General features: G+C 74.9%; 18 protein-coding genes. 11 read left to right on the forward strand and 7 right to left on the reverse strand.

The window, feature by feature from the left end:
- Positions 1-9 precede the first annotated feature (9 nt).
- Positions 10-1,020, reverse strand: coding sequence for a LacI family DNA-binding transcriptional regulator (locus ACJOT3_RS20635; RefSeq protein WP_406974621.1), 1,011 nt, complete (start codon positions 1,018-1,020; stop codon positions 10-12).
- Positions 1,021-1,163: 143 nt separating this feature from the next.
- Between ACJOT3_RS20635 and ACJOT3_RS20640 the strand changes: the two genes are divergently transcribed.
- The 4 genes from ACJOT3_RS20640 to ACJOT3_RS20655 all read left to right on the forward strand — a co-directional run bounded on the left by ACJOT3_RS20640 (position 1,164) and on the right by ACJOT3_RS20655 (position 5,595).
- The gene (locus ACJOT3_RS20640) at positions 1,164-2,447 is read left to right on the forward strand and encodes an MFS transporter (RefSeq protein WP_406974623.1); all 1,284 of its coding nucleotides are present in this window, start codon (positions 1,164-1,166) and stop codon (positions 2,445-2,447) included.
- Between the two features lie 26 nt (positions 2,448-2,473).
- Positions 2,474-3,175 carry an alpha/beta fold hydrolase gene (locus ACJOT3_RS20645; protein ID WP_406974624.1) on the forward strand — a complete coding sequence of 234 codons (702 nt, stop codon included), beginning with the start codon at positions 2,474-2,476 and terminating at the stop codon, positions 3,173-3,175.
- Between the two features lie 85 nt (positions 3,176-3,260).
- Positions 3,261-4,346 carry a 5'/3'-nucleotidase SurE gene (gene surE, locus ACJOT3_RS20650; protein WP_406974626.1) on the forward strand — a complete coding sequence of 362 codons (1,086 nt, stop codon included), beginning with the start codon at positions 3,261-3,263 and terminating at the stop codon, positions 4,344-4,346.
- Positions 4,347-4,896: 550 nt separating this feature from the next.
- The gene (locus tag ACJOT3_RS20655) at positions 4,897-5,595 is read left to right on the forward strand and encodes an alpha/beta fold hydrolase (RefSeq protein ID WP_406974628.1); all 699 of its coding nucleotides are present in this window, start codon (positions 4,897-4,899) and stop codon (positions 5,593-5,595) included.
- Positions 5,596-5,721: 126 nt separating this feature from the next.
- Here ACJOT3_RS20655 and ACJOT3_RS20660 read toward each other — a convergent pair whose 3' ends face one another.
- Complete coding sequence (locus ACJOT3_RS20660; protein ID WP_406974629.1) at positions 5,722-6,753, reverse strand: FkbM family methyltransferase; 1,032 nt, start codon at positions 6,751-6,753, stop codon at positions 5,722-5,724.
- 131 nt (positions 6,754-6,884) lie between these two features.
- Here ACJOT3_RS20660 and ychF point away from each other — a divergent pair, with 131 nt between their 5' ends.
- Both ychF and ACJOT3_RS20670 read left to right on the forward strand, forming a co-directional pair.
- The gene (gene ychF / locus ACJOT3_RS20665) at positions 6,885-7,976 is read left to right on the forward strand and encodes a redox-regulated ATPase YchF (protein WP_406974631.1); all 1,092 of its coding nucleotides are present in this window, start codon (positions 6,885-6,887) and stop codon (positions 7,974-7,976) included.
- Positions 7,969-8,325 carry a zinc ribbon domain-containing protein YjdM gene (locus ACJOT3_RS20670; protein WP_406974633.1) on the forward strand — a complete coding sequence of 119 codons (357 nt, stop codon included), beginning with the start codon at positions 7,969-7,971 and terminating at the stop codon, positions 8,323-8,325. The genes ychF and ACJOT3_RS20670 overlap by 8 nt, the downstream gene beginning before the upstream one ends.
- 71 nt (positions 8,326-8,396) lie before the next feature.
- On the opposite strand, the gene ACJOT3_RS20675 is transcribed toward ACJOT3_RS20670, so the two are convergent.
- Positions 8,397-8,813, reverse strand: coding sequence for a hypothetical protein (locus ACJOT3_RS20675; RefSeq protein WP_406974634.1), 417 nt, complete (start codon positions 8,811-8,813; stop codon positions 8,397-8,399).
- 98 nt (positions 8,814-8,911) lie between these two features.
- Between ACJOT3_RS20675 and sigJ the strand changes: the two genes are divergently transcribed.
- A complete protein-coding gene (gene sigJ, locus ACJOT3_RS20680; RefSeq protein ID WP_406974635.1) occupies positions 8,912-9,847 on the forward strand; it encodes an RNA polymerase sigma factor SigJ in 936 nt (311 codons plus the stop codon).
- On the opposite strand, the gene ACJOT3_RS20685 is transcribed toward sigJ, so the two are convergent.
- Positions 9,826-10,353 (reverse strand): helix-turn-helix domain-containing protein, encoded by a 528-nt coding sequence (locus ACJOT3_RS20685; protein ID WP_406974637.1) that lies wholly within the window; start codon positions 10,351-10,353, stop codon positions 9,826-9,828. The genes sigJ and ACJOT3_RS20685 overlap by 22 nt on opposite strands.
- 88 nt (positions 10,354-10,441) lie before the next feature.
- On the opposite strand from ACJOT3_RS20685, the gene ACJOT3_RS20690 reads away from it, so the two are divergent.
- Positions 10,442-10,933 carry a YbaK/EbsC family protein gene (locus ACJOT3_RS20690; RefSeq protein WP_406974638.1) on the forward strand — a complete coding sequence of 164 codons (492 nt, stop codon included), beginning with the start codon at positions 10,442-10,444 and terminating at the stop codon, positions 10,931-10,933.
- A gap of 73 nt (positions 10,934-11,006) precedes the next feature.
- Here the strand turns inward: ACJOT3_RS20690 and ACJOT3_RS20695 are convergent, their stop codons facing one another.
- From ACJOT3_RS20695 to ACJOT3_RS20705, 3 genes are all read right to left on the reverse strand, one after another.
- Positions 11,007-13,052, reverse strand: coding sequence for a hypothetical protein (locus ACJOT3_RS20695; protein ID WP_406974639.1), 2,046 nt, complete (start codon positions 13,050-13,052; stop codon positions 11,007-11,009).
- Positions 13,053-13,133: 81 nt separating this feature from the next.
- The gene (locus tag ACJOT3_RS20700) at positions 13,134-13,661 is read right to left on the reverse strand and encodes a hypothetical protein (protein WP_406974640.1); all 528 of its coding nucleotides are present in this window, start codon (positions 13,659-13,661) and stop codon (positions 13,134-13,136) included.
- A gap of 179 nt (positions 13,662-13,840) precedes the next feature.
- Positions 13,841-14,524, reverse strand: a complete 684-nt coding sequence (locus ACJOT3_RS20705) for a lysoplasmalogenase (protein WP_406974642.1) — start codon at positions 14,522-14,524, stop codon at positions 13,841-13,843.
- A gap of 361 nt (positions 14,525-14,885) precedes the next feature.
- On the opposite strand from ACJOT3_RS20705, the gene ACJOT3_RS20710 reads away from it, so the two are divergent.
- The 3 genes from ACJOT3_RS20710 to ACJOT3_RS20720 all read left to right on the forward strand — a co-directional run.
- Positions 14,886-15,836, forward strand: a complete 951-nt coding sequence (locus ACJOT3_RS20710) for a conjugal transfer protein (protein ID WP_406974643.1) — start codon at positions 14,886-14,888, stop codon at positions 15,834-15,836.
- 72 nt (positions 15,837-15,908) lie between these two features.
- Complete coding sequence (locus ACJOT3_RS20715; protein WP_406974645.1) at positions 15,909-16,217, forward strand: hypothetical protein; 309 nt, start codon at positions 15,909-15,911, stop codon at positions 16,215-16,217.
- Between the two features lie 18 nt (positions 16,218-16,235).
- A partial coding sequence (locus ACJOT3_RS20720; RefSeq protein WP_406974647.1) for a TcpE family conjugal transfer membrane protein occupies positions 16,236-17,853 on the forward strand: 1,618 nt, incomplete at its 3' end.

Raw genomic sequence — 17,853 nt, forward strand, 5'->3', positions numbered from 1 at the left:
CGGAGCCGATCAGGTGCTGCGGGGGACGGGGACCGGGGTCCACGGTGACAGGTGGACCTCGGTCCCCTCGGTGATGGCCTCGGTGATGCGGCGGGCGGTCTCCTGGGGGCTCTCGGCCTCCATGCGGACGCTGCTGAGGGCGGGGCGGAGCATGCGGCAGAGCATCAGGTCGTCGGCGCCCATGAGGCCGACCTCGTCGGGGACCCGCACGCCCGCGTCCAGGAGGGCGCCCAGGAGCAGGCCCGAGAACTCGTCGTTGTAGCCGAAGACGCCCCGGGGCAGGCCCTCGGCGCGCCAGGCGGCGACGAGGTCGGCCGCGGCGGCGGGGGAGTAGTCCATGTCGTGGACGCGCACGGCGGCGCCCGCCTCGGCGGCCGCCTCGCGGACGCCCGCGAGGCGGCCCTCGCCCATGACCCGCAGGGGCGGGTCGGTGGGCAGCACGACGGCGAGGTCGCGGTAGCCGCGTCCGGTCAGGTGGCGGCCGGCGGCCAGGCCGACGGCGTGGTGGTCCATGACCAGGGTGGACAGGCCCGTGCCCTTGGCGCGGGCCGGGTCCGAGCCCAGGCCGATCACCCGGATGCCCGCCTTGGTGAGCAGCTCGACGCCCGCGGCGGTGAGCCGGTCGTCGCCCGCCACCACGGCGGCCGGGCGCAGCGCCGCCCAGGCGCGGGCCGCCTTCACGCCCCGGTTCTTCTCGGCGCCGTACTGCATGAGCGTGTAGCCCAGGTCGCGCAGGGCGCGGGCGAGGTCGTACAGGAACTCCGACGCCAGGGGGCCGTGCGCCACGTCGAAGTGCACGTACAGGACCAGGTCGCGGCTGCCCGTGCGCAGCGACCGCGCGCTGGCGTGCGGCACGTAGCCCAGGTCGTCGGCGGCCGCGCGGACCCGTGCCCGGGTCTCCTCGGGGATGCGGGCGCCCGCCGGGGCGTCGTTGAGCACGTACGACACGGTCGCGGTGGACACACCGGCCTGGCGGGCGATGTCGGTGATGGTCGCGGGTCGGGGGCGGATCGAGGTCATGCGGCTAGTGTGCCCTGTCTTGTCGGGGAGTTGTGAAGTTCTGATTGCCGGACCGTTGACAACAGTTAAACGTGTAACTAGCTTAAACGAATAACCGCGCCTGAACAGGTGTTTCTCCTCACCTCGCCCAAGGATGATGCGACATGTCCGAATCCGCTTCCCCCCTCGCGGACCCGCGGCCCCCGGTGACCGGCCGCCGGAGCCTGCGGCGCCTGATCCCGATGCTCGGCGTCGGCAACCTCGCCGTCTACGCCTTCTACCTGGGCATCGGCGCCGTCCTGCTGCCCCTCCAGGTCCAGGGCCTGACCCCCGGCGACGAGGAGGCCGCCGTCTCCAACCTCGGCCTGGTCGCCGGCATCGCAGCCGTCTTCGGCACCGTCTTCAACCCCATCGGCGGCGCCCTGTCCGACCGCACGCGCTCCCGCTGGGGACGCCGCAACCCGTGGATCCTCGGCGGCGCGATCGCCGGGTTCGGGCTGGTCCTCGTGCTCGGCTTCGCCGACTCCCTGCTGATGATCATCCTGGGCTGGTGCCTGGCCCAGGGCGCCATGAACCTCCACCAGGCCGCCGTCACCGCCGTCATCCCCGACCGCGTCCCCCACGAACGCCGCGGCACCGCGGCCGCCGCCATGGGCATCGCCGTCGCGGTCGCCGGGGTCCTGGGCACCGGGGTCGCCGCCCTGTTCACCGACGCCCTGCCGTTCGGCTACATCGCCCTGGGCGGCCTGGTCGTGGCCGTCGCCGTCGTGCTCACCACCACGACCCACGACCCCCGCGGCGACGAGCTGCCCCCCGTCGCCACCGGCGAGCGGGTCGGCCCCCTGGCCGCCCTGGGCCGCTTCCTGTCCGCCCTGTCCCACCTGAACTTCACGCTGGTGTTCGCCGGCCGGGCCCTGCTCTTCCTCGGCTACTTCCTGGTCCTGGGCTTCCAGCTCTACATCCTCGACTACTTCATCGAGCTGCCCGCGGGCCTGGCCCCCGCCGCCGGGGTCACGATCATCAGCCTCATCAGCGCCGTGGCCACCATCGTCACCACCGCCATCGGCGGCCCGCTCTCCGACCGCCTCGACCGGCGCCGCCTCTTCGCCCTGGTCTGCGGCGTGGTGTCGGCCGGGGCGATGCTCATCCCGTTCTTCATGCCGACCTGGACCGGGATGCTGATCTTCGCCGTCGTCAACGGCAGCGCCTTCGGCTGCTTCATGGCCGTCGACACCGCCCTGGCCACCCTGGTCCTGCCCAGCGAGGCCGACGCCGCCCGGGACATGGGCGTGCTGAACATCGCCGCCGCCGGGCCGCAGATCATCGCCCCGTTCATCGCCTCGATGATCATCCTCAACCTCGGCGGCTACGGCTCCCTGTTCCTGGTCGGCTCCGCCGTCGGCCTGCTCGGGGCCCTGGCCATCGTCTTCGTCCGCGGCGTCCGCTGACGCCGACCGCACCCGAAGGGAACCCCATGCAACTCGCCACCTACGACACCGGGCCCGGCAGCGGCGACCGCACCGCCCTGCTGATCCACGGCGGCATGTCCGACCACGGCACCTGGCACGCCGTCGAGGCGCACCTGACCGGCCTCGGCTACCGGGTGATCGGCGTGGACATGCGCGGCCACGGGCGCAGCCCCCGCGGCGGCTACAGCGTCCAGGCACTGGGCGACGACCTGGCCGACTCCCTGCCCGCCGGCGCCGACCTCGCCATCGGCCACTCCATGGGCGGCCTGGCGCTGTCCCTGGCGGTGGAGCGGCTCCGGCCCGCCCGCGCGGTGTACTCCGACCCCGCCTTCGGGTTCGCCCAGGTGAACCCCGAGGTCTCCGCGGCCATGCGGCGGATGGTCGCCGAGGCCACCGCCGAGAGCGTGCGCGCCATGAACCCGCGCTGGAGCGAGGCCGACATCGCCGCCGAACTCGTCGGGTTCGCCGCCTTCGACCCGGCGTTCTTCGACGTCATCGCGGACGCCGCCGGGCACGACCCGATGCCCGCCGAGGCCGTGGTGCCCTCCCTGGTGCAGCTGGCCGACCCCAGCTTCACCGTGGACGCCGAGGGCGCCCGCCTGCTGGCCGAACGGGGCTTCGAGGTCCGCACCGTCGCCGGGGCCGGGCACTGCATCCACCGCGACGACCTGCCCGGTTTCCTGGCCTCCCTCGACGGCTGGCTCTGACCCGCCCGCCGCCCCCGGCGCGGCGCCCGCCCCCTCACGGGCGCCGCGCGCCCCCTCACCCCCACCCCCACTCCGGAGGACCCCCATGCCATCGAGACCGCTGCGCCGGGCCCTGGCCGCCCTCGCCCTGCTGCCGCTGGCCGCCACGGCCTGCTCCGCCGAGGACCCGCCCGCCGCCGAGCCCGAGCCCGCCGCCGCCGACTTCCCGCCCGCCTCCCTGGAGGGCCTGCGGGTGCTCATCGGCAACGACGACTCCATGCGCGGGGAGGAGGCCGACGGCACCGACGGCCTGGGCCTGTACGCCCTGCGCGCGGCCCTGTGCGAGGCCGGGGCCGACGTCGTCGTCTTCGCCCCCTGGGGGCAGCAGTCCAGCATGAGCGCCGCCCTGTCCCACGAGGGCGCGTTCGGCCTGGGCACCCCGCCCGACCCGCCGCGGGAGTACGCCGACGCCTGTTCCGACGCCCCGTCCGAGGGCGCCGTCCACGGGGTGTGCGTGGCGGAGGGCCCCTGCCGCCCCGACTCGTCCAGCGCCACCCCGGTGGACGCCCTCTCCTTCGCCCTCGCCCACGGCCTGCCCGAGGTCGTCGGCTGGGACGGCCCGCCCGACCTGGTGGTCTCCGGGGTCAACTCCGGGCCCAACGTCGCCTCGCAGATCCCGCACTCGGGCACGGTCGGGGTCGCCTCCACCGCCGTCGCCTCCGGCATCCCGGCCGTCGCCCTGAGCGCGAGCGTCGACGAGGAGCTGGTGGTCACCCCCGAGACCCTGGCCGCCACCGCCGCCTTCGGCGCGGACCTCATCGCCCGGATGCACGGGGCCGACCTGTTCGACCCCGGCTACGTGGTCAACGTCAACCACCCGGCCTCGCCCGACGGCTCGCCCGGCACCGACGTCCGCTGGACCCGGGCGGGCACCGGGTCGGTGCTGGCCGTCGACTACGAGGCCGGCGACGGTGACGGCGAGGGGTCCTTCGCCCCGGTCATGCGCCTGTGCGAACCGGAGGCGCCCGGCTGCGTCGCCGAGACCCGGGAGGACGCCGACTCCGTCGCGCTGCTCGCCGAGGGCGCCGTGTCGGTGAGCGCGCTCACCGTGGACCGCGCCTACGCCCCGGGGGAGGACGCCTCCCGCACCGAGGACCTGGCGGCGCTCGTCGCGGCCCTCGGGACCGCCTGACACCGGCCGCCCCGCCCGGATCCGGTCACGGCTCCGGCCGCGGTCCCGTCCGGCCGCCGCCCCTGCGGTGTTCGGGCGCTGATATCCACCGACTCCGCCTGCGGTCCCGCCCGGCCGCAGCTCCCGCGGCGGCCGGGCACCGGCGCCGCCCGTACCCGACCGGCTCCGGCCGTGTGCTCACGCCGGCCGCCCTCCCCGCGGCATCCGGGCGCCGGCGCCAGCCGTTTCCGTCTGGCTTCGGCCACGGGCTCGCCCGGGCACCGGTGCCCGCCGGTCCGGCCCGGCGCCGCCCGGCTCCGGCCGTGTGCTCACCCCGGCCGCCCTCCCCGCGGCGGCCGGGCGCCGTCGCCCGCAGGTTCGGCCCGGCGCCCCGGCCGCGGGGGCGGCCAGGGCCGTGACCGGGGAAGGAAAGCTGCGTTCGCACGTCCGCTTCCGGTCATTTCCTTCTCGGACCCCGGATTGTCCGAGAAGCTGAGATGACCGCCCCGGCCGACCGGTCCCCTCCCGCGCCGGTCCGGAGCGGCCTCTCGCCCCTTCGCAAGGAGTCCCATTGAACCTGGAGACCTACACCACCGGCACCGGAGAAAGAACGGCCCTCCTCGTCCACGGGGCCGGGGCCCACCACGGCACCTGGCACGCCCTGTCCGCCGCCCTCGTCGAGCGCGGCTACCGCGTCGTGGCCGTGGACCTGCGCGGCCACGGGGCCAGCGGCCGCGGCGACTACAGCGTTCAGGCGCTGGGCGACGACCTGGTGGACTCCCTGCCCCCGGGAGCCGACCTGGCCGTCGGCCACTCCATGGGCGGCGTCTCCCTGGCCCTGGCGGTCGAGCGGCTGACACCCGGCCGCGCCGTCTACCTGGACCCGGCGTTCCGGCTGCCGCCGATGCCCGCCGACGCGGGGGAGCGCATGCGCCGGGTGTTCGAGACCGCCGACGCCGCCCACGTCCGGGTCATGAACCCGCGCTGGAGCGACCTCGACGTGGAGCAGGAGCTGGCCGGGTTCGCCGCCTGCGACCCGGAGTTCTACGCCTTCGTCGCGACCGAGGTCGCCGGGAGCGACCTGCTGCCGGACAAGGCGCACGTCCCGTCCCTGGTGCTGCGGGCCGAGGACGCCATCACGGTCGACGACCGGGCCGCCGCCGACCTCGCCGAACGCGGCTTCGAGGTGCGCAGGGTCGCGGGGGCCGCGCACTGCATCCACCGCGACAACCTGGCCGGGCTGCTGGTCGAGCTGGACTCCTGGATCTGATCCGCCGACCGGCCCGGGGGTGGAGCACGCCGCGCCCCGCCCCCCACAGCCCCGGCGCCCCGCCCCCGCGTTCCCGCGGCCCGCCGCGTCCCTCCGCGACCCGGCCCGCCCTCCGGATCCGCCCCCTCAGGAACAGGCGGCCAGCGCCCGCCGCCAGACCCGCGCCGCCGCCCAGAAGTCCTCCCCGGCGGGCTCGGGGGTGAACAGCCACATCCGCTCCCACGCCGGGGACGAGCGCGCCGCGATCTCCCGGCTCGGCTGGTACGGCGGCCGCCCGTTGACCGGGTACCACGTGTACTCCAGCGGTTCCAGCAGGGCCATCAGCCGCTCCTCCAGGCCCCGCCCCGGGCGCACCTTCACCAGCAGCCACGGCCGGTACCGGCGCAGCACCTCCAGCCCTCCGGCGACCACGTCCGGCTCGGTGCCCGCCGTGTCGATCTTCACCACGGCTGGGGGCCGGCGCGCCGACTCGCACCACCGGGCCAGGGTGGCCGCCCGCACCGTCGTCCCCGACAGGTCCTGGCGCCGCGGCCGCTCGATCGTGTTGCACATGTCGTTGTGCCTGGCCCGCCGCAGGTAGGCGCTGCCGTTGTGGTTGCTCAGCGCCGTCTCCACCACCGTGAACCCCCGGCCCGTCGCCTCCGCCGCCGACCGGGCCGCCAGGGCGATCTCCGGGGTCGGCTCGAACGCGAACACCGGCCGCCGCGACCGGGCCGCCGCCAGCATCGCGTACACCCCGACCCCCGCGCCCACGTCGAGCACCGCGCCCGGACGGGGCAGGTCCAGCATCGCCAGAAAGCAGGCCAGGGCGTCGGGCCCGTGCCCGGCCAGCCCGTGGGCGGCCAGCCTGCGCGGCACCGTGAGGTAGCCGGGCAGGTGCAGCGTCAGCTCCCGCGGGCCGTCCTGTCCACCCGCCCCGGCCTGCCCGCGTGACCAGCCCGCCCCGTCCTGCCCGCCCGGCTCACCCGGGCCTCCCCGCCCGCCCGGACCCTCCGGCCCGCGTTCGGGCAGGGCCAGGGTGAAGGTGCGGGTCCACGGCGGCATCCGGCCCGCGTCCAGGCCGCCCATGCTCCGCGGCAGCCGGACGCGCAGTCGGCGGGCCGCGAAACGCACCATCGGATAGCGGCGGACGATCTCGCGCAGTTGGTCGGTGACCATGTTCTCCCCGTTCTCCCCCAGGAATCGAACCTACTCTGCGTAGTGATGAATGCGCAGCGTGTTCGGGCGATCGATTCCCCTCACCCGGAGACGGATCGGCCGGGCCGCCGGGCCGCATAGACTCTCACCTTGTGAGTCTGTCTATCGGGATCGTCGGACTGCCCAACGTCGGCAAGTCCACCCTCTTCAACGCGCTGACCAAGAACGACGCTCTGGCCGCGAACTACCCGTTCGCGACCATCGAGCCCAACGTCGGAGTCGTCGGCGTGCCCGATGCACGACTCGGCAGGCTCGCCGAGATCTTCGGCTCCGCCAAGATCCTCCCGGCGACCGTCGACTTCGTGGACATCGCGGGCATCGTCCGCGGCGCCTCCACCGGCGAGGGCCTGGGCAACAAGTTCCTCGCCAACATCCGCGAGAGCGACGCCATCTGCCAGGTGATCCGGGTCTTCGACGACCCCGACGTCACCCACGTGGACGGCGACGTCGAGCCCTCGCGCGACATCGAGACCATCAACACCGAGCTGATCCTGGCCGACCTCCAGACCCTGGAGAAGGCCCTGCCGCGCCTGGAGAAGGACGCCAAGCGCAACGCCAAGGACAAGGACTCCCAGGAGCTGCTGGCCGCGGCCCGCGCCGCCCAGGAGATCCTCGACGGCGGCACCTCGCTGTACGCGGCCGGGGACAAGGACCTCGACCTGGCCCGGCTGCGCGAGCTCAGCCTGCTCACGGTCAAGCCGTTCATCTACGTGTTCAACCTCGACAGCGGCGAGCTGGCCGACGAGGCCCTGCGCGCCAAGCTCCAGGAGCTGGTCGCCCCGGCCGAGGCGATCTTCCTGGACGCCAAGATCGAGGCGGAGCTGGCCGAGCTGGACGACGACGAGGCCCAGGAGCTGCTGGAGTCCATGGGGCAGACCGAGTCCGGCCTGGCCCAGCTGGCCCGCGTGGGGTTCGACACCCTGGGCCTGCAGACCTACCTCACCGCCGGGCCCAAGGAGGCCCGCGCCTGGACCATCAAGAAGGGCGCCACCGCCCCGGAGGCGGCGGGGGTCATCCACACCGACTTCCAGCGCGGCTTCATCAAGGCCGAGGTGGTCTCCTTCGACGACCTGGTCGCCGCCGGGGACATGCAGTCCGCCCGCGCCGCGGGCAAGGTCCGCATGGAGGGCAAGGAATACGTGATGGCCGACGGCGACGTCGTGGAGTTCCGCTTCAATGTCTGACGCGCCGCCGCCCTGCCCGGAGTGCTCCGGTGTGTTCACCTACGAGCAGGGCGTGCTGCTCGTCTGCCCGATGTGCGGGCACGAGTGGTCCGCCGGGGCCGGTGCCGGTGAGTCCGCCGCGGACACGCCGGTCCGCGACTCCGTCGGCAACGTGCTCGCCGACGGCGACGCCGTCACCGTCGTCAAGGACCTCAAGGTCAAGGGGTCCGGCGGCGGCACGATCAAGGCGGGCACGAAGGTCAAGGGCATCCGCCTCATCGAGGACGGCGTCGGCGACCACGACATCGACGCCACCGTGCCGGGCATGGGCCGCATGCAGCTCAAGTCGAGCGTGGTGAAGAAGGCCTGAGGCCGTGCGGGGGAGGGGCCGGATCCGAGGATTCGGCCCCTTTTCCGTGCCCCGCGTCCCCGCGGCCGGGGTCAGCCCGCCGTGGGGGTGCCCCGGCCCGGGCCCCGGCTGTGGGCCAGCGCCAGCAGGCTCAGCCCGAACATCAGCACGCCCAGCGGGACGTGGACCGCCGGGACGTGCCAGATACCGGCCGCGACCTGGACCGAGGCCAGGACGAGGAAACCGGCGGAGTACCCGATGTGCCGGGGCGAGCCGCCCCCCGGCCTCCACACCAGCACCGCCGCGACCACGTACAGCATCGCCGCCCCGTACACCACGCGGGAGCCGACGTCGTGCAGGAGCGCCCCGTAGGGCGTGACCAGCAGCAACCCGGCGGAGACGGCCTGGAGGAGGATGGTCAGGGTCTGCGCGGCGAGCGCGACCCGCAGGAACGGCAGGCCGCGCCCGTTCGTCGCCGTGGCGGGCCCCGTCTCCCGGACAGTGGTCATGTCGAGTGTCCCCTTTCCGCTCGAAAGCGGTGGATGGATAGGGTTTCACCGGTCCGACGACGCGGGCCCCCGAAAGGTCAGGCGGAGGGCGGGCGGACATGGGGACCACCGGTGGGACCGGGACGGCCGGGGAGGACACCGACGCGGCCGCCGGTGAACGCCGCCCACTGATCAACGTCGCCTACCGGCTGCTCGGCTCGCTGGCCGAGGCCGAGGACGCCGTCCAGGACGCCTACACCCGCTGGTACGCGCTGCCGCCGGGCAAGCGCGCGGAGATCGTGTCCCCCGGCGCCTGGCTGACGACCGTGACCGCCCGCATCTGCCTGGACGTGCTCGGCTCGGCACGGGCCCGGCGTGAACGCTACGTCGGCTCCTGGCTGCCCGAGCCCCTGCCCGACCGCGACGAGTGGGGCCGCGGCCAGAGCGCGGACCCCGCCGACCAGATGGTCCTGGACGAGTCGGTGGACATGGCGTTTCTCGTCGTCCTGGAGTCGATGACCCCGGCCGAGCGGGTGGCGTTCGTCCTGCACGACGTCTTCCGGTACCCCTTCGCCGAGATCGCCGACGTCCTGGGCCGCACCCCGGCGGCCTGCAGACAGCTGGCCTCCGCCGCCCGCCGCCGGGTACGGGCCGAGCGCCCGCCCGGGGCGGCGGCGGGCCGGGCCGAGGCGATCCGGGACGTCAGGCGGGCCTGGCAGGCCAAGGACATCGCGGCCCTGGTCGGCCTCCTGGACCCGGCCGCCGTGATGACCTCCGACGGCGGGGGCCTGGTCGGCGCCGCGCCGCGCCCGATCGAGGGGGCGCGGAACATCGCCGCGTACATGGCCGCCATCGCCGACCACGCCCCGGGCCTGGAACTCCTGGAGCGGACGGTCAACGGCGCGCCGGGCCTGGTGGCCCGACGCGACGGCACGGTCGTGACCGTGGCCTCGTTCGAGGTCGCCGACGGCCGGGTCACCCGGATCCGGGTCGTCCGGAACCCGGAGAAGCTGCGCGCCTGGACCCGGGACGGTCAGGAGCCGGGCACCGGGTAGCGGACGACCAGGACGGCCTCGACGTCCCCGTGCGGCGCGCTGTAGACGTGCGCGACGTCGGAGGTCCAGGCGCCGTGCTCGCCGGGGCCCAGCTCCAGCGGCGCGGAGGCGGTGCCCGCGCGCGCCGTGCCGCTCAGGACGATGAGGCGCTCCGTCGTGCCGGGGACGTGCGGCGGCGACTCCTGGACGACCCCGGCGCGGATGCGCAGGCGGTAGGTCTCCGTGGTGGCGGCGCCGTCCTGGAAGCGGTCGATGAGGACGGCGTCCACGGCGCGCCCGGAGACCTCCGAGCGTTCGGCGGTCGGCCCCAGCACGGAACCGAGGGGCTCGCCGAGCGCGGTGGTGAGCGCGTACAGGGTCTCCAGGGTGGGGTTGCGCCGACCGGCCTCCAGCTCGGACAGGGTGCCCTTGCCGACCCCGGAGCGGCGCGCCAGCTCCGACAGCGACAGGCCCCGGTGCTCGCGCAGCTGCCGGAGCCGCAGCCCCACCCGGACGGCGAGTTCCATGCGCTCTCCCCACGTATCGGTATCCGGCTTGATCCTCCGCCGCATGATCTCCTATCGTTCCATAAACAGAACGATGTCGAGGAGAGCCATGGAACCGCACACAGTCGAGTCCCTGCCCGCCCGCAGCCGGGAGGTGGCCCGCGCCCTCGCCGCGGCGGGCGTCCCGGGCCGGGTGCGCGAACTCACCGAGTCGGCGCGCACCGCCGCGGCGGCGGCCGCCGCCCTGGGCTGCGAGGTCGGGGCGATCGCCAACAGCCTGGTCTTCATCTCCGACGACGTTCCGGTCCTGGTCCTGACCAGCGGCCGCCACCGGGTGGACACCGCCGCCCTGGCCGCCCGCTGGGGCCGCGGGAAACTCCGCCGCGCCACCCCCGACCAGGTGCGCGAGGCCACCGGGCAGGCCATCGGCGGGGTGGCCCCGGTCGGCCACCCCGCTCCGCTGCCCACCGTGGTCGACGAGGCCCTCACCGACTACCCGCGGATCTGGGCGGCGGGCGGCACCCCGCACACCGTCTTCCCCACCACCGCGGCCGAACTCGTCCGCGTCACCGGCGGCACCCTGCTGCCCGTCACCGCCTGACCCCGCCCAAGACCGCCCGCGGCCGCCGTCTCCGCCGCCCGACCGGTGACGGCGGCCGGCACGGCCACCCCCTTCAGGACAGGCGGTCCGCGAGGGCGAGGCAGGCCCGCCGCAGTTCCTCGTCCTCATCGACCCCGCCGAACCGCGCCATCCGCTCGGCCGCGGCCGCGTGCGCGCGCAGTCTCGGCACGGCGGGGGCGGCCGCCGGGCCCATACGCTCCAGGCACTCCACCGCGGTGGCGGCCGTCATCGGGTTCTGCTCCCAGGCCTGGAGCAGCACGTCCAGGACGACCGGTGCCCCGGCACCTCCGACGGCCCACAGCGCGGTCGCGGCATGGACCCGGACCCACTCGTAGGAGTCGCCCGACATCTCCCGCAGTCGCGGGGCGGCGGCAGCCCCGGCCGGGCCGATCCCGACGAGCACCTCCGCCGCCCGCATGGCGGGGAAGCCCCCCTCCCCGAGCAGGGCGAGCACCTGCGGCAGTACCTCCCGCGGGTCGCGGCCGATCGCCCACAGCGCGGCGACGGCCGCGGCTCGCGACCGGCCGCCGGTCACCGCCAGCGGACGGATGGTCTCCAGGGCGGGCGCCGCGGCGGGGCCGAAGCCCGCCAGGGCGTTCAGCGCCGCCTCCACGGTCCACGGCCCGTCACCGCGCACGGCCGCGGCCAAGGCGTCGGTGAGCACCGGCACCGCGGCGGGGTCGCCCAGCCGGGCCAGGGCCCGGATCAGGGCGTCCGTGCTCGTGTTGAACGGGTCGCCGCCGGGTTCGGCGGCGCGCAGCAGGTCGCACAGGGGCGGAACGAGCCGGTCGGCCTCCCGCGGTAGGAATCCGGCGACCTCGACGGCACGCCAGGTGTCCCCCCCGCCCGCCAGCGCGGCGGTCAGGTCGGGCACCGCCCTCGGGTCTCCCAGGCGGGCCAGCGCCAGCACCGCCTCCTGGTGGGCCCGGCGCTCCTGCGGGCGCGGTGAGGACCACACGTCCGGCCCGTATCGCGCCCGCGACGCGGCGGCGCGGGCCGCCAGCGCCTCCCGGGCGGGTTCGGCGATCCTTCCGCAGACGGCCAGCGCGGACGCGGCGGCGGCCGAGATCTCAAGGTCGTCGTCCAGGCGTGCCGCCAGGTGCCCGACCAGCGCCGTGTGGTCGCCGCGCCAGGATTTCACGAGGTCCTCGGCCATGCGCACCGCGTCCAGCCGCATCCCGGGGTCGGGGGAACCCAGCTGCCCGGCGAGCAGCTCCGTCCGCTGCGGGACCCGCCCGGCCAGTGCCCTGTGCAGGGTGCGCAGCGATTCGGTGGTGGATGTGTGGACCCGAGAGGCCCGATCCAGGTCCTCGAAGGCCGCGGCGATCTGCGGCGGCAGGCCGCTCCGGTCCGGATCCGCCCGGTGCGGCGGCCGCCACCAGGTTCCGTCCGTGCCCCGCGCGATCTCCCGCAGCAGGCCGACGGCCGCCGGAACGATGTCGTCGTCCGGGTACCCGGGCCCGCAGCGGGCCCGCTCCGCCACCGCGCCGAGCCGGACCTCCGGCGGCAGTACCGGGTCCGACCCCAGGTCGGTGAGCCAGCCGGTGACCCCCTCCGCCGCCTCCGGCAGGCGCAGGGCCAGGGTCCCCGCCGCCTTCACGACCACGAGGGCCTCAACGACCCCGCGGGCCACGGCCAGCCGTTCACGCAGCAGCGCCGCCGCCCGCTCGGCATCGTCGAGGAACAGCGCCAGGCCGGGGATCGCGGCCACCCGCATCCGTGGATCGGCCTCGGCCGCGAAACCGGCGAACGCCTCGGCGCGCCCGCGCATGAGGGGCCCGATCCCGAAGTGGTCCCCGGCCCCCCACTCCGCCTGGTCGATGACCGCCCGCCCGACGCTCACCAGGAACCGGACCACCTCCGCCCGGCCAGGGGCCCGGGGGTCCTCGGCCAGCGCGAACAGGAACGGCAGGCCGGCTGCCGTCGACGAGTACACGCTGCCCTGGTGGTGGACCGCGTCGTAGAGCCCGTTCATGGCCGCGTCCCGTTCCGCCGGGTCCGCCGAACGCAGTGCGGACAGCCACGCCGGAACCTCGTGTGCCGGACCGTAGGCGTGCTCCAGCGCCGCCCAGTCGATGTCGTGAAGGTCGTCGAACATACCCCGCATCATCCCGCCCCCCACCGACACCCGGTCCCACCGGCACCTGTCCCCACCGGCACCCCGCACCCGGGGGCCCGGCTAACCGCCGACGGGCATCGGGTCGTAGTACCCGTCGTGCTCCACCGGCACCGGCAGGAAGCCGGGCACCGTGCGCCGGGCCGCCGCCAGCAGCCGCTCCCGCGCCTCCTCCGGGGCGAGCGCGGGCAGGCCCAGAGCCGCGCGGATACGCTCCCGCTCCCGGTCGAGGCCGGGGTGGTCCGCCCGGGCCTCCTCCTCCAGCTCGTCCAGGGGGTGGCCGCCGAGCGCGTCCTGCCAGGACGCCAGCGCGGTGATGACCGCGAGCGCCTCCGCCAGGTCGGCGGCCAGCAGGGTCGCCTGCCCCTCCGAACTCGCGTACAGCACCGGCCGCCGCGTTCCGATCGGCCCGCACAGGTAGTAGGTGCCGCCCGCCGCGCACCCGGCCACCGGCGTGGGCCGGGACCCGTCGGGCAGCCGCAGCTCCTCGACCGGGTCCAGCCGACTCACGTCGAAGTCCCCGACCAGGTCCAGCGCGTACCGCAGCGCCTCGTCGTCCCGAATCCGCGCCAGCACGCCTTCCTCATCCATGCGGCCGACTTTAGCCCGCCCCTCCGACATCGCAGGTCCCGCTTTCCGGGGCCCTGGCGGCGGCTCGGAGGCCGCTCGTGCTCACGGACCCGTACGCACGCCGAGGCGCCCCGCGGCCCGTCCCGCCGCCGCCCTTCCGGGCGGCCGGACTCGGTCGGCGGGCGGGGCCGGCCGCCCGTTCAGGCCGGGACCTCCTCGGCGGGTTCGCGGTCGCGGGCCAGGACACCGAGCACGATGAGGGCCTGCGCCGCCGTGTACGTCAGCATCACCCAGACCCCGCTCAGCGGCAGGTCGAACCCCGGGCTGAACGCCCGCAGCGCGATCAGCCCGTCCGACAGCAGGAACAGCGCCCCGCCGACCGCCGCCCACCGGTGCACCCCCACCGACAGCACCGCCATCGCCCCCAGCAGCAGCCCGTACACCAGCACCGGCACCAGCAGCGGCCCGGCCCCGGGCGCGCACAGCGCGACCAGTCCGGCCACCACCACGCCGTAGGGCACCAGCAGCGTCCGGTTGGAGGCCAGCGGGCTGCGCGCCCACCACGGCGCGAACGCGACGATGTACACCACCTGCGCGACGAGGAAGAAGCCCACCATCACCAGGAACGCCGTGTCGTCGGAGGCGAACGCTGGCGCGGTGTCGCCCAGCCAGGAGAAGAACAGCGCCACCGCCGTCAGCCGGACCGGCCGCCCGCGCGGGCGCGGGGCCGCGGCCCAGACGAACGCCGCCAGCAGCGGCATGAGCAGTGCCTGGGTGGGGCGCGACCAGGCTTCGGCGCCGATGGCCTGAACGGCCAGGTGCGCCACCGTCACCAGGATGAACAGGGCGAACAGGGCGCGGGGGAGGGGCTCACGGGGGATCACCGGGTCATCATAGACACCCCCGTCGGCCCGGCCCCAGGGGAGACCCCGGTCACAATCCGGCGGCCGTTCTCTGTCCCCGGGGACACATGTTGCTCCCCAACAGGTGACTAATCCATTTTCGGGCCGACCATAAAGCGCGGGATGGGGGCGGTCATCAGATGGTTTCGCCTGCTTATTGCCGTATTGTTCCCCCTTTGGGAACTTCGACTGTTGCGCGCAATGCGCGGTTGACGGGGAAACGCGGAGCGCCCATGCCCGCGCCCAACCCGCACAATGCCTCACTATAGGGATGGGGTAGACAAGGGCATGGCGGATACGCCGTCCGCACGGGCGGCACGGAACTGTGTGCAGGAGGTCGGGGATGGCGAACGCACCACGGCGCGGTGCCGCCGTGCGCGAACGGCACGACGACACGGAGTACGAGGCCCCGACCCCCCGTCGGCGCCCCCGCTCCGGCGCCGGCGGCCGCTGGTGGGTCGGCGTGGGACGCGCCGTCCTGTGGGCGTTCCTCATCGTCGTCATCTTCAACGGCATCTGGTTCCCCCTGCGCGGCGGCCTCGCCCTGCCCGACCCCGCCCCCGAGCCCGAGCGGACCCAGGCCCCGGCCTTCCCCGAGACCGCCGCCGCGGCCTTCGCCCTCCGCTTCGCCGACGCCTACCTCACCACCGACGACGCCGAGGCCCGCCGCACCGCCCTGGCCGCGTTCGTCCCCGAGGGCGAGGCCCCCGGGCTCGACGTCCCCACGGACTCGCTCACCGGCGCTAACCTCGCCGTCACCGCCATCGACGTCAAGGACGACCACAACGCCCTCGTCGTCGTCCGCGCCGACGTCAACGGCGAACCCATGAGCCTGGAGGTCCCCGTCTACTCCGACGGCGACTCCCTCGTGATCTCCGGCCGCCCGGCCCTGCTGGCCGCCCCCGCCCGCGCCTCCCTGCCCGAGCAGGCCGCCTTCGACACCGACGCGGCCGCCGCCGAACAGCTCGAAGAGGTACTGGCCGGGTTCTTCGGCGCCTACGCGCAGGAGCCGGGCCACCTCGACCGCTACGTCGAACCCGGTGCCACGATCGCCCCACTTCCGGCGAACACCCTGGAATTCTCCAAACTGTCCGATATCACGGTGCCATCCCAGAGTTCGAACAGGGATGATGACGTACGAGAGGTGGCCGTCACCGTGCACTGGACCGTTCCCGCCCCCGAGGGAGAGGAGACGGGCACCTTGAGGCAGGGCTATCTGGTCACCGTCGTGAACTCCGGCAGTGAGTGGCACGTGCGTGACATCCAGGGAGCCCCCCACTCGTTCGGCGAGTGACGGGGCACGTAGGCAAGGAGACGAGAAGGACCATGAGCACAGCAGCAACGACACCGGGAGGCGGCGCCTGACATGCTCCCCCTGTTGTCCTCCGCGGCCGAAACCGTGACCGTGCTCGGCGGGGCCGACCCCCTCGTCCTGGCCGACGCGCAGGCCCCCGACACCGGCGGCCTCGCGGACTTCCTGCGCGGCTTCTTCGGTCCGCTCTTCCTGGTCATCGTGTCCATCGTCGCGATCTTCTTCCTGTTCACCAGGGAGATCACGCGGTTCGCTCAGTTCATCATCCTGGCGATCTTCATCGGGGTCGTCTTCTACGTTCCCGGCATCATCGAGGTCATCGCGACGGCGCTCGCGGGGGCGATGGGCGTTTCTACGGAATAGGCGAGGGAGGCCGGGAACGTGGATCTGCCCACGTACACCAACATCTGGCGTATCGAGAAGCGGCTCTACAAGCTCTACGATTTCCGGCTGCCCATGCCGCTCCCGGTGGGCACCTTCGGTGTCGCCGTGGGCGTGTTCCTGGTCTGGGTGATCCTGCTCGGGATCTTCAACGCCCCGTTCGTGTTCGGCAACGGGTGGCACCTGGTGCTGTGGGTGGTGCCGCCCGGCCTGATCACGGTGCTGGTCACCAGGCCGGTGATCGAGGGCAAGCGCCTCACCGAACTGCTGCTGTCACAGGCCCGCTACCTCGCCGAGGCGCGGGTGTACACCCGCCTGGCCCCGGAGTACGAGCCCGCCCAGGTGCGCGTCGCGGTGCGCGTGTGGCACCGCGACCCGGAGGCGGGCCCGCTGCCGCTGCCGCGCCGCCGGGCCGAACGCGAGGCCGTGGTGGCCGAACCGGTCGAAACGGTGGAGGCCGTCGAGGTCGAGGAGCTGCGGCCCGAACCCGCGCAGGCGCCGCCGCTGCGCCGCGTCCGCGAGGCGGGGCCGGTCCGCGCCCCGGAACCGGTGCGCCCGGAACCGGAACCCGAACCCGCCCGCTCCTCGGTCGCCACGGTGACCGCGGTGGAGCGCCCGGCCGACACCGGCGGCGACGAGCCGGAAGAAACCCCCGAAGGCCCGGGGGTGGGCATCCGGGTGCTCAACTACTTCGGGTTCGCCCTGAGCCGCGCCCCGGAGGCGGCCCCGGCCGACACGGGCGGGAACGACTTCGAGGAGGGGTTCGCCGAACCCGTCTACGACACCGTGGGCGAGGAGGAGCGCGACAGCGACGAGTGGTTCTCCCGCCTGCGCGCCTCCTCGGGGCACACCCCGGTGAACCTCAGCTCCAAGAGCGCCTACTCGGTGGGCGACACCTCCGCGCTCAGCCGCGAGGAGGTCGCCGGGGCCGTCGACGACGACGAGTCCCCGGCCGCCCGCCGCCTGCGCGGCCGCACCCAGGGGATCCGGGTCGCGCGCGAACTCCAGGAGCGCCGCGCCACCGCGCTGCCCGCCGAGGCCGAGGAGCCGGTCCGGCCCCGCCGCAAGGGGCGGCCGCACGCCGCCCCGTGGGACCTGGAGGAGCCTGCTCGCGAAGAGCCGGGCTACGACGTGTCCGACTACGCCGCCCGCTACGCCGCCGCCACGGGCCGCCCGGCCGCCAAGCCCACCTCGGCCCCCTGGCTCCCCCAGTCCGCCGACGACGAGGACCCGGCCCGCACCGCCGAGGGCTCCCTCCCCGCCACGGACACCGCCCGCGCTGTGGGCCCCACTCGTGCCGACGCGGCCGCGCCGCCGTCCCGCATCGATGCCGACGCCGCACCCGCCGACACCGACGCGCGCCCCACGGGTACCCCCCGGACCACGGACGCCGCCACCGCCGCACGTCCCGTGGGTCCCACCCGCGCCGACGCGGCCGCCCCGGCGCGCCCCGCCAGTACCTCCCGTCCCGTCGATGCACCCGGCGCCGTTCCGGGCGGCCGACGGGCAGAGAACGCCGACGCCGCCGCGCCGACCCGCGCGGACACCGCCGAGCCCGCCGACACCGACGCGCGCTCCACCGGCACCTCCCGCACCACGGGCGCCGCCGTTCCCGCCC

Origin of the sequence: Nocardiopsis protaetiae (genome assembly GCF_045446735.1) — a bacterium.
In the GTDB taxonomy this organism is placed as follows: domain Bacteria; phylum Actinomycetota; class Actinomycetes; order Streptosporangiales; family Streptosporangiaceae; genus Nocardiopsis; species Nocardiopsis protaetiae.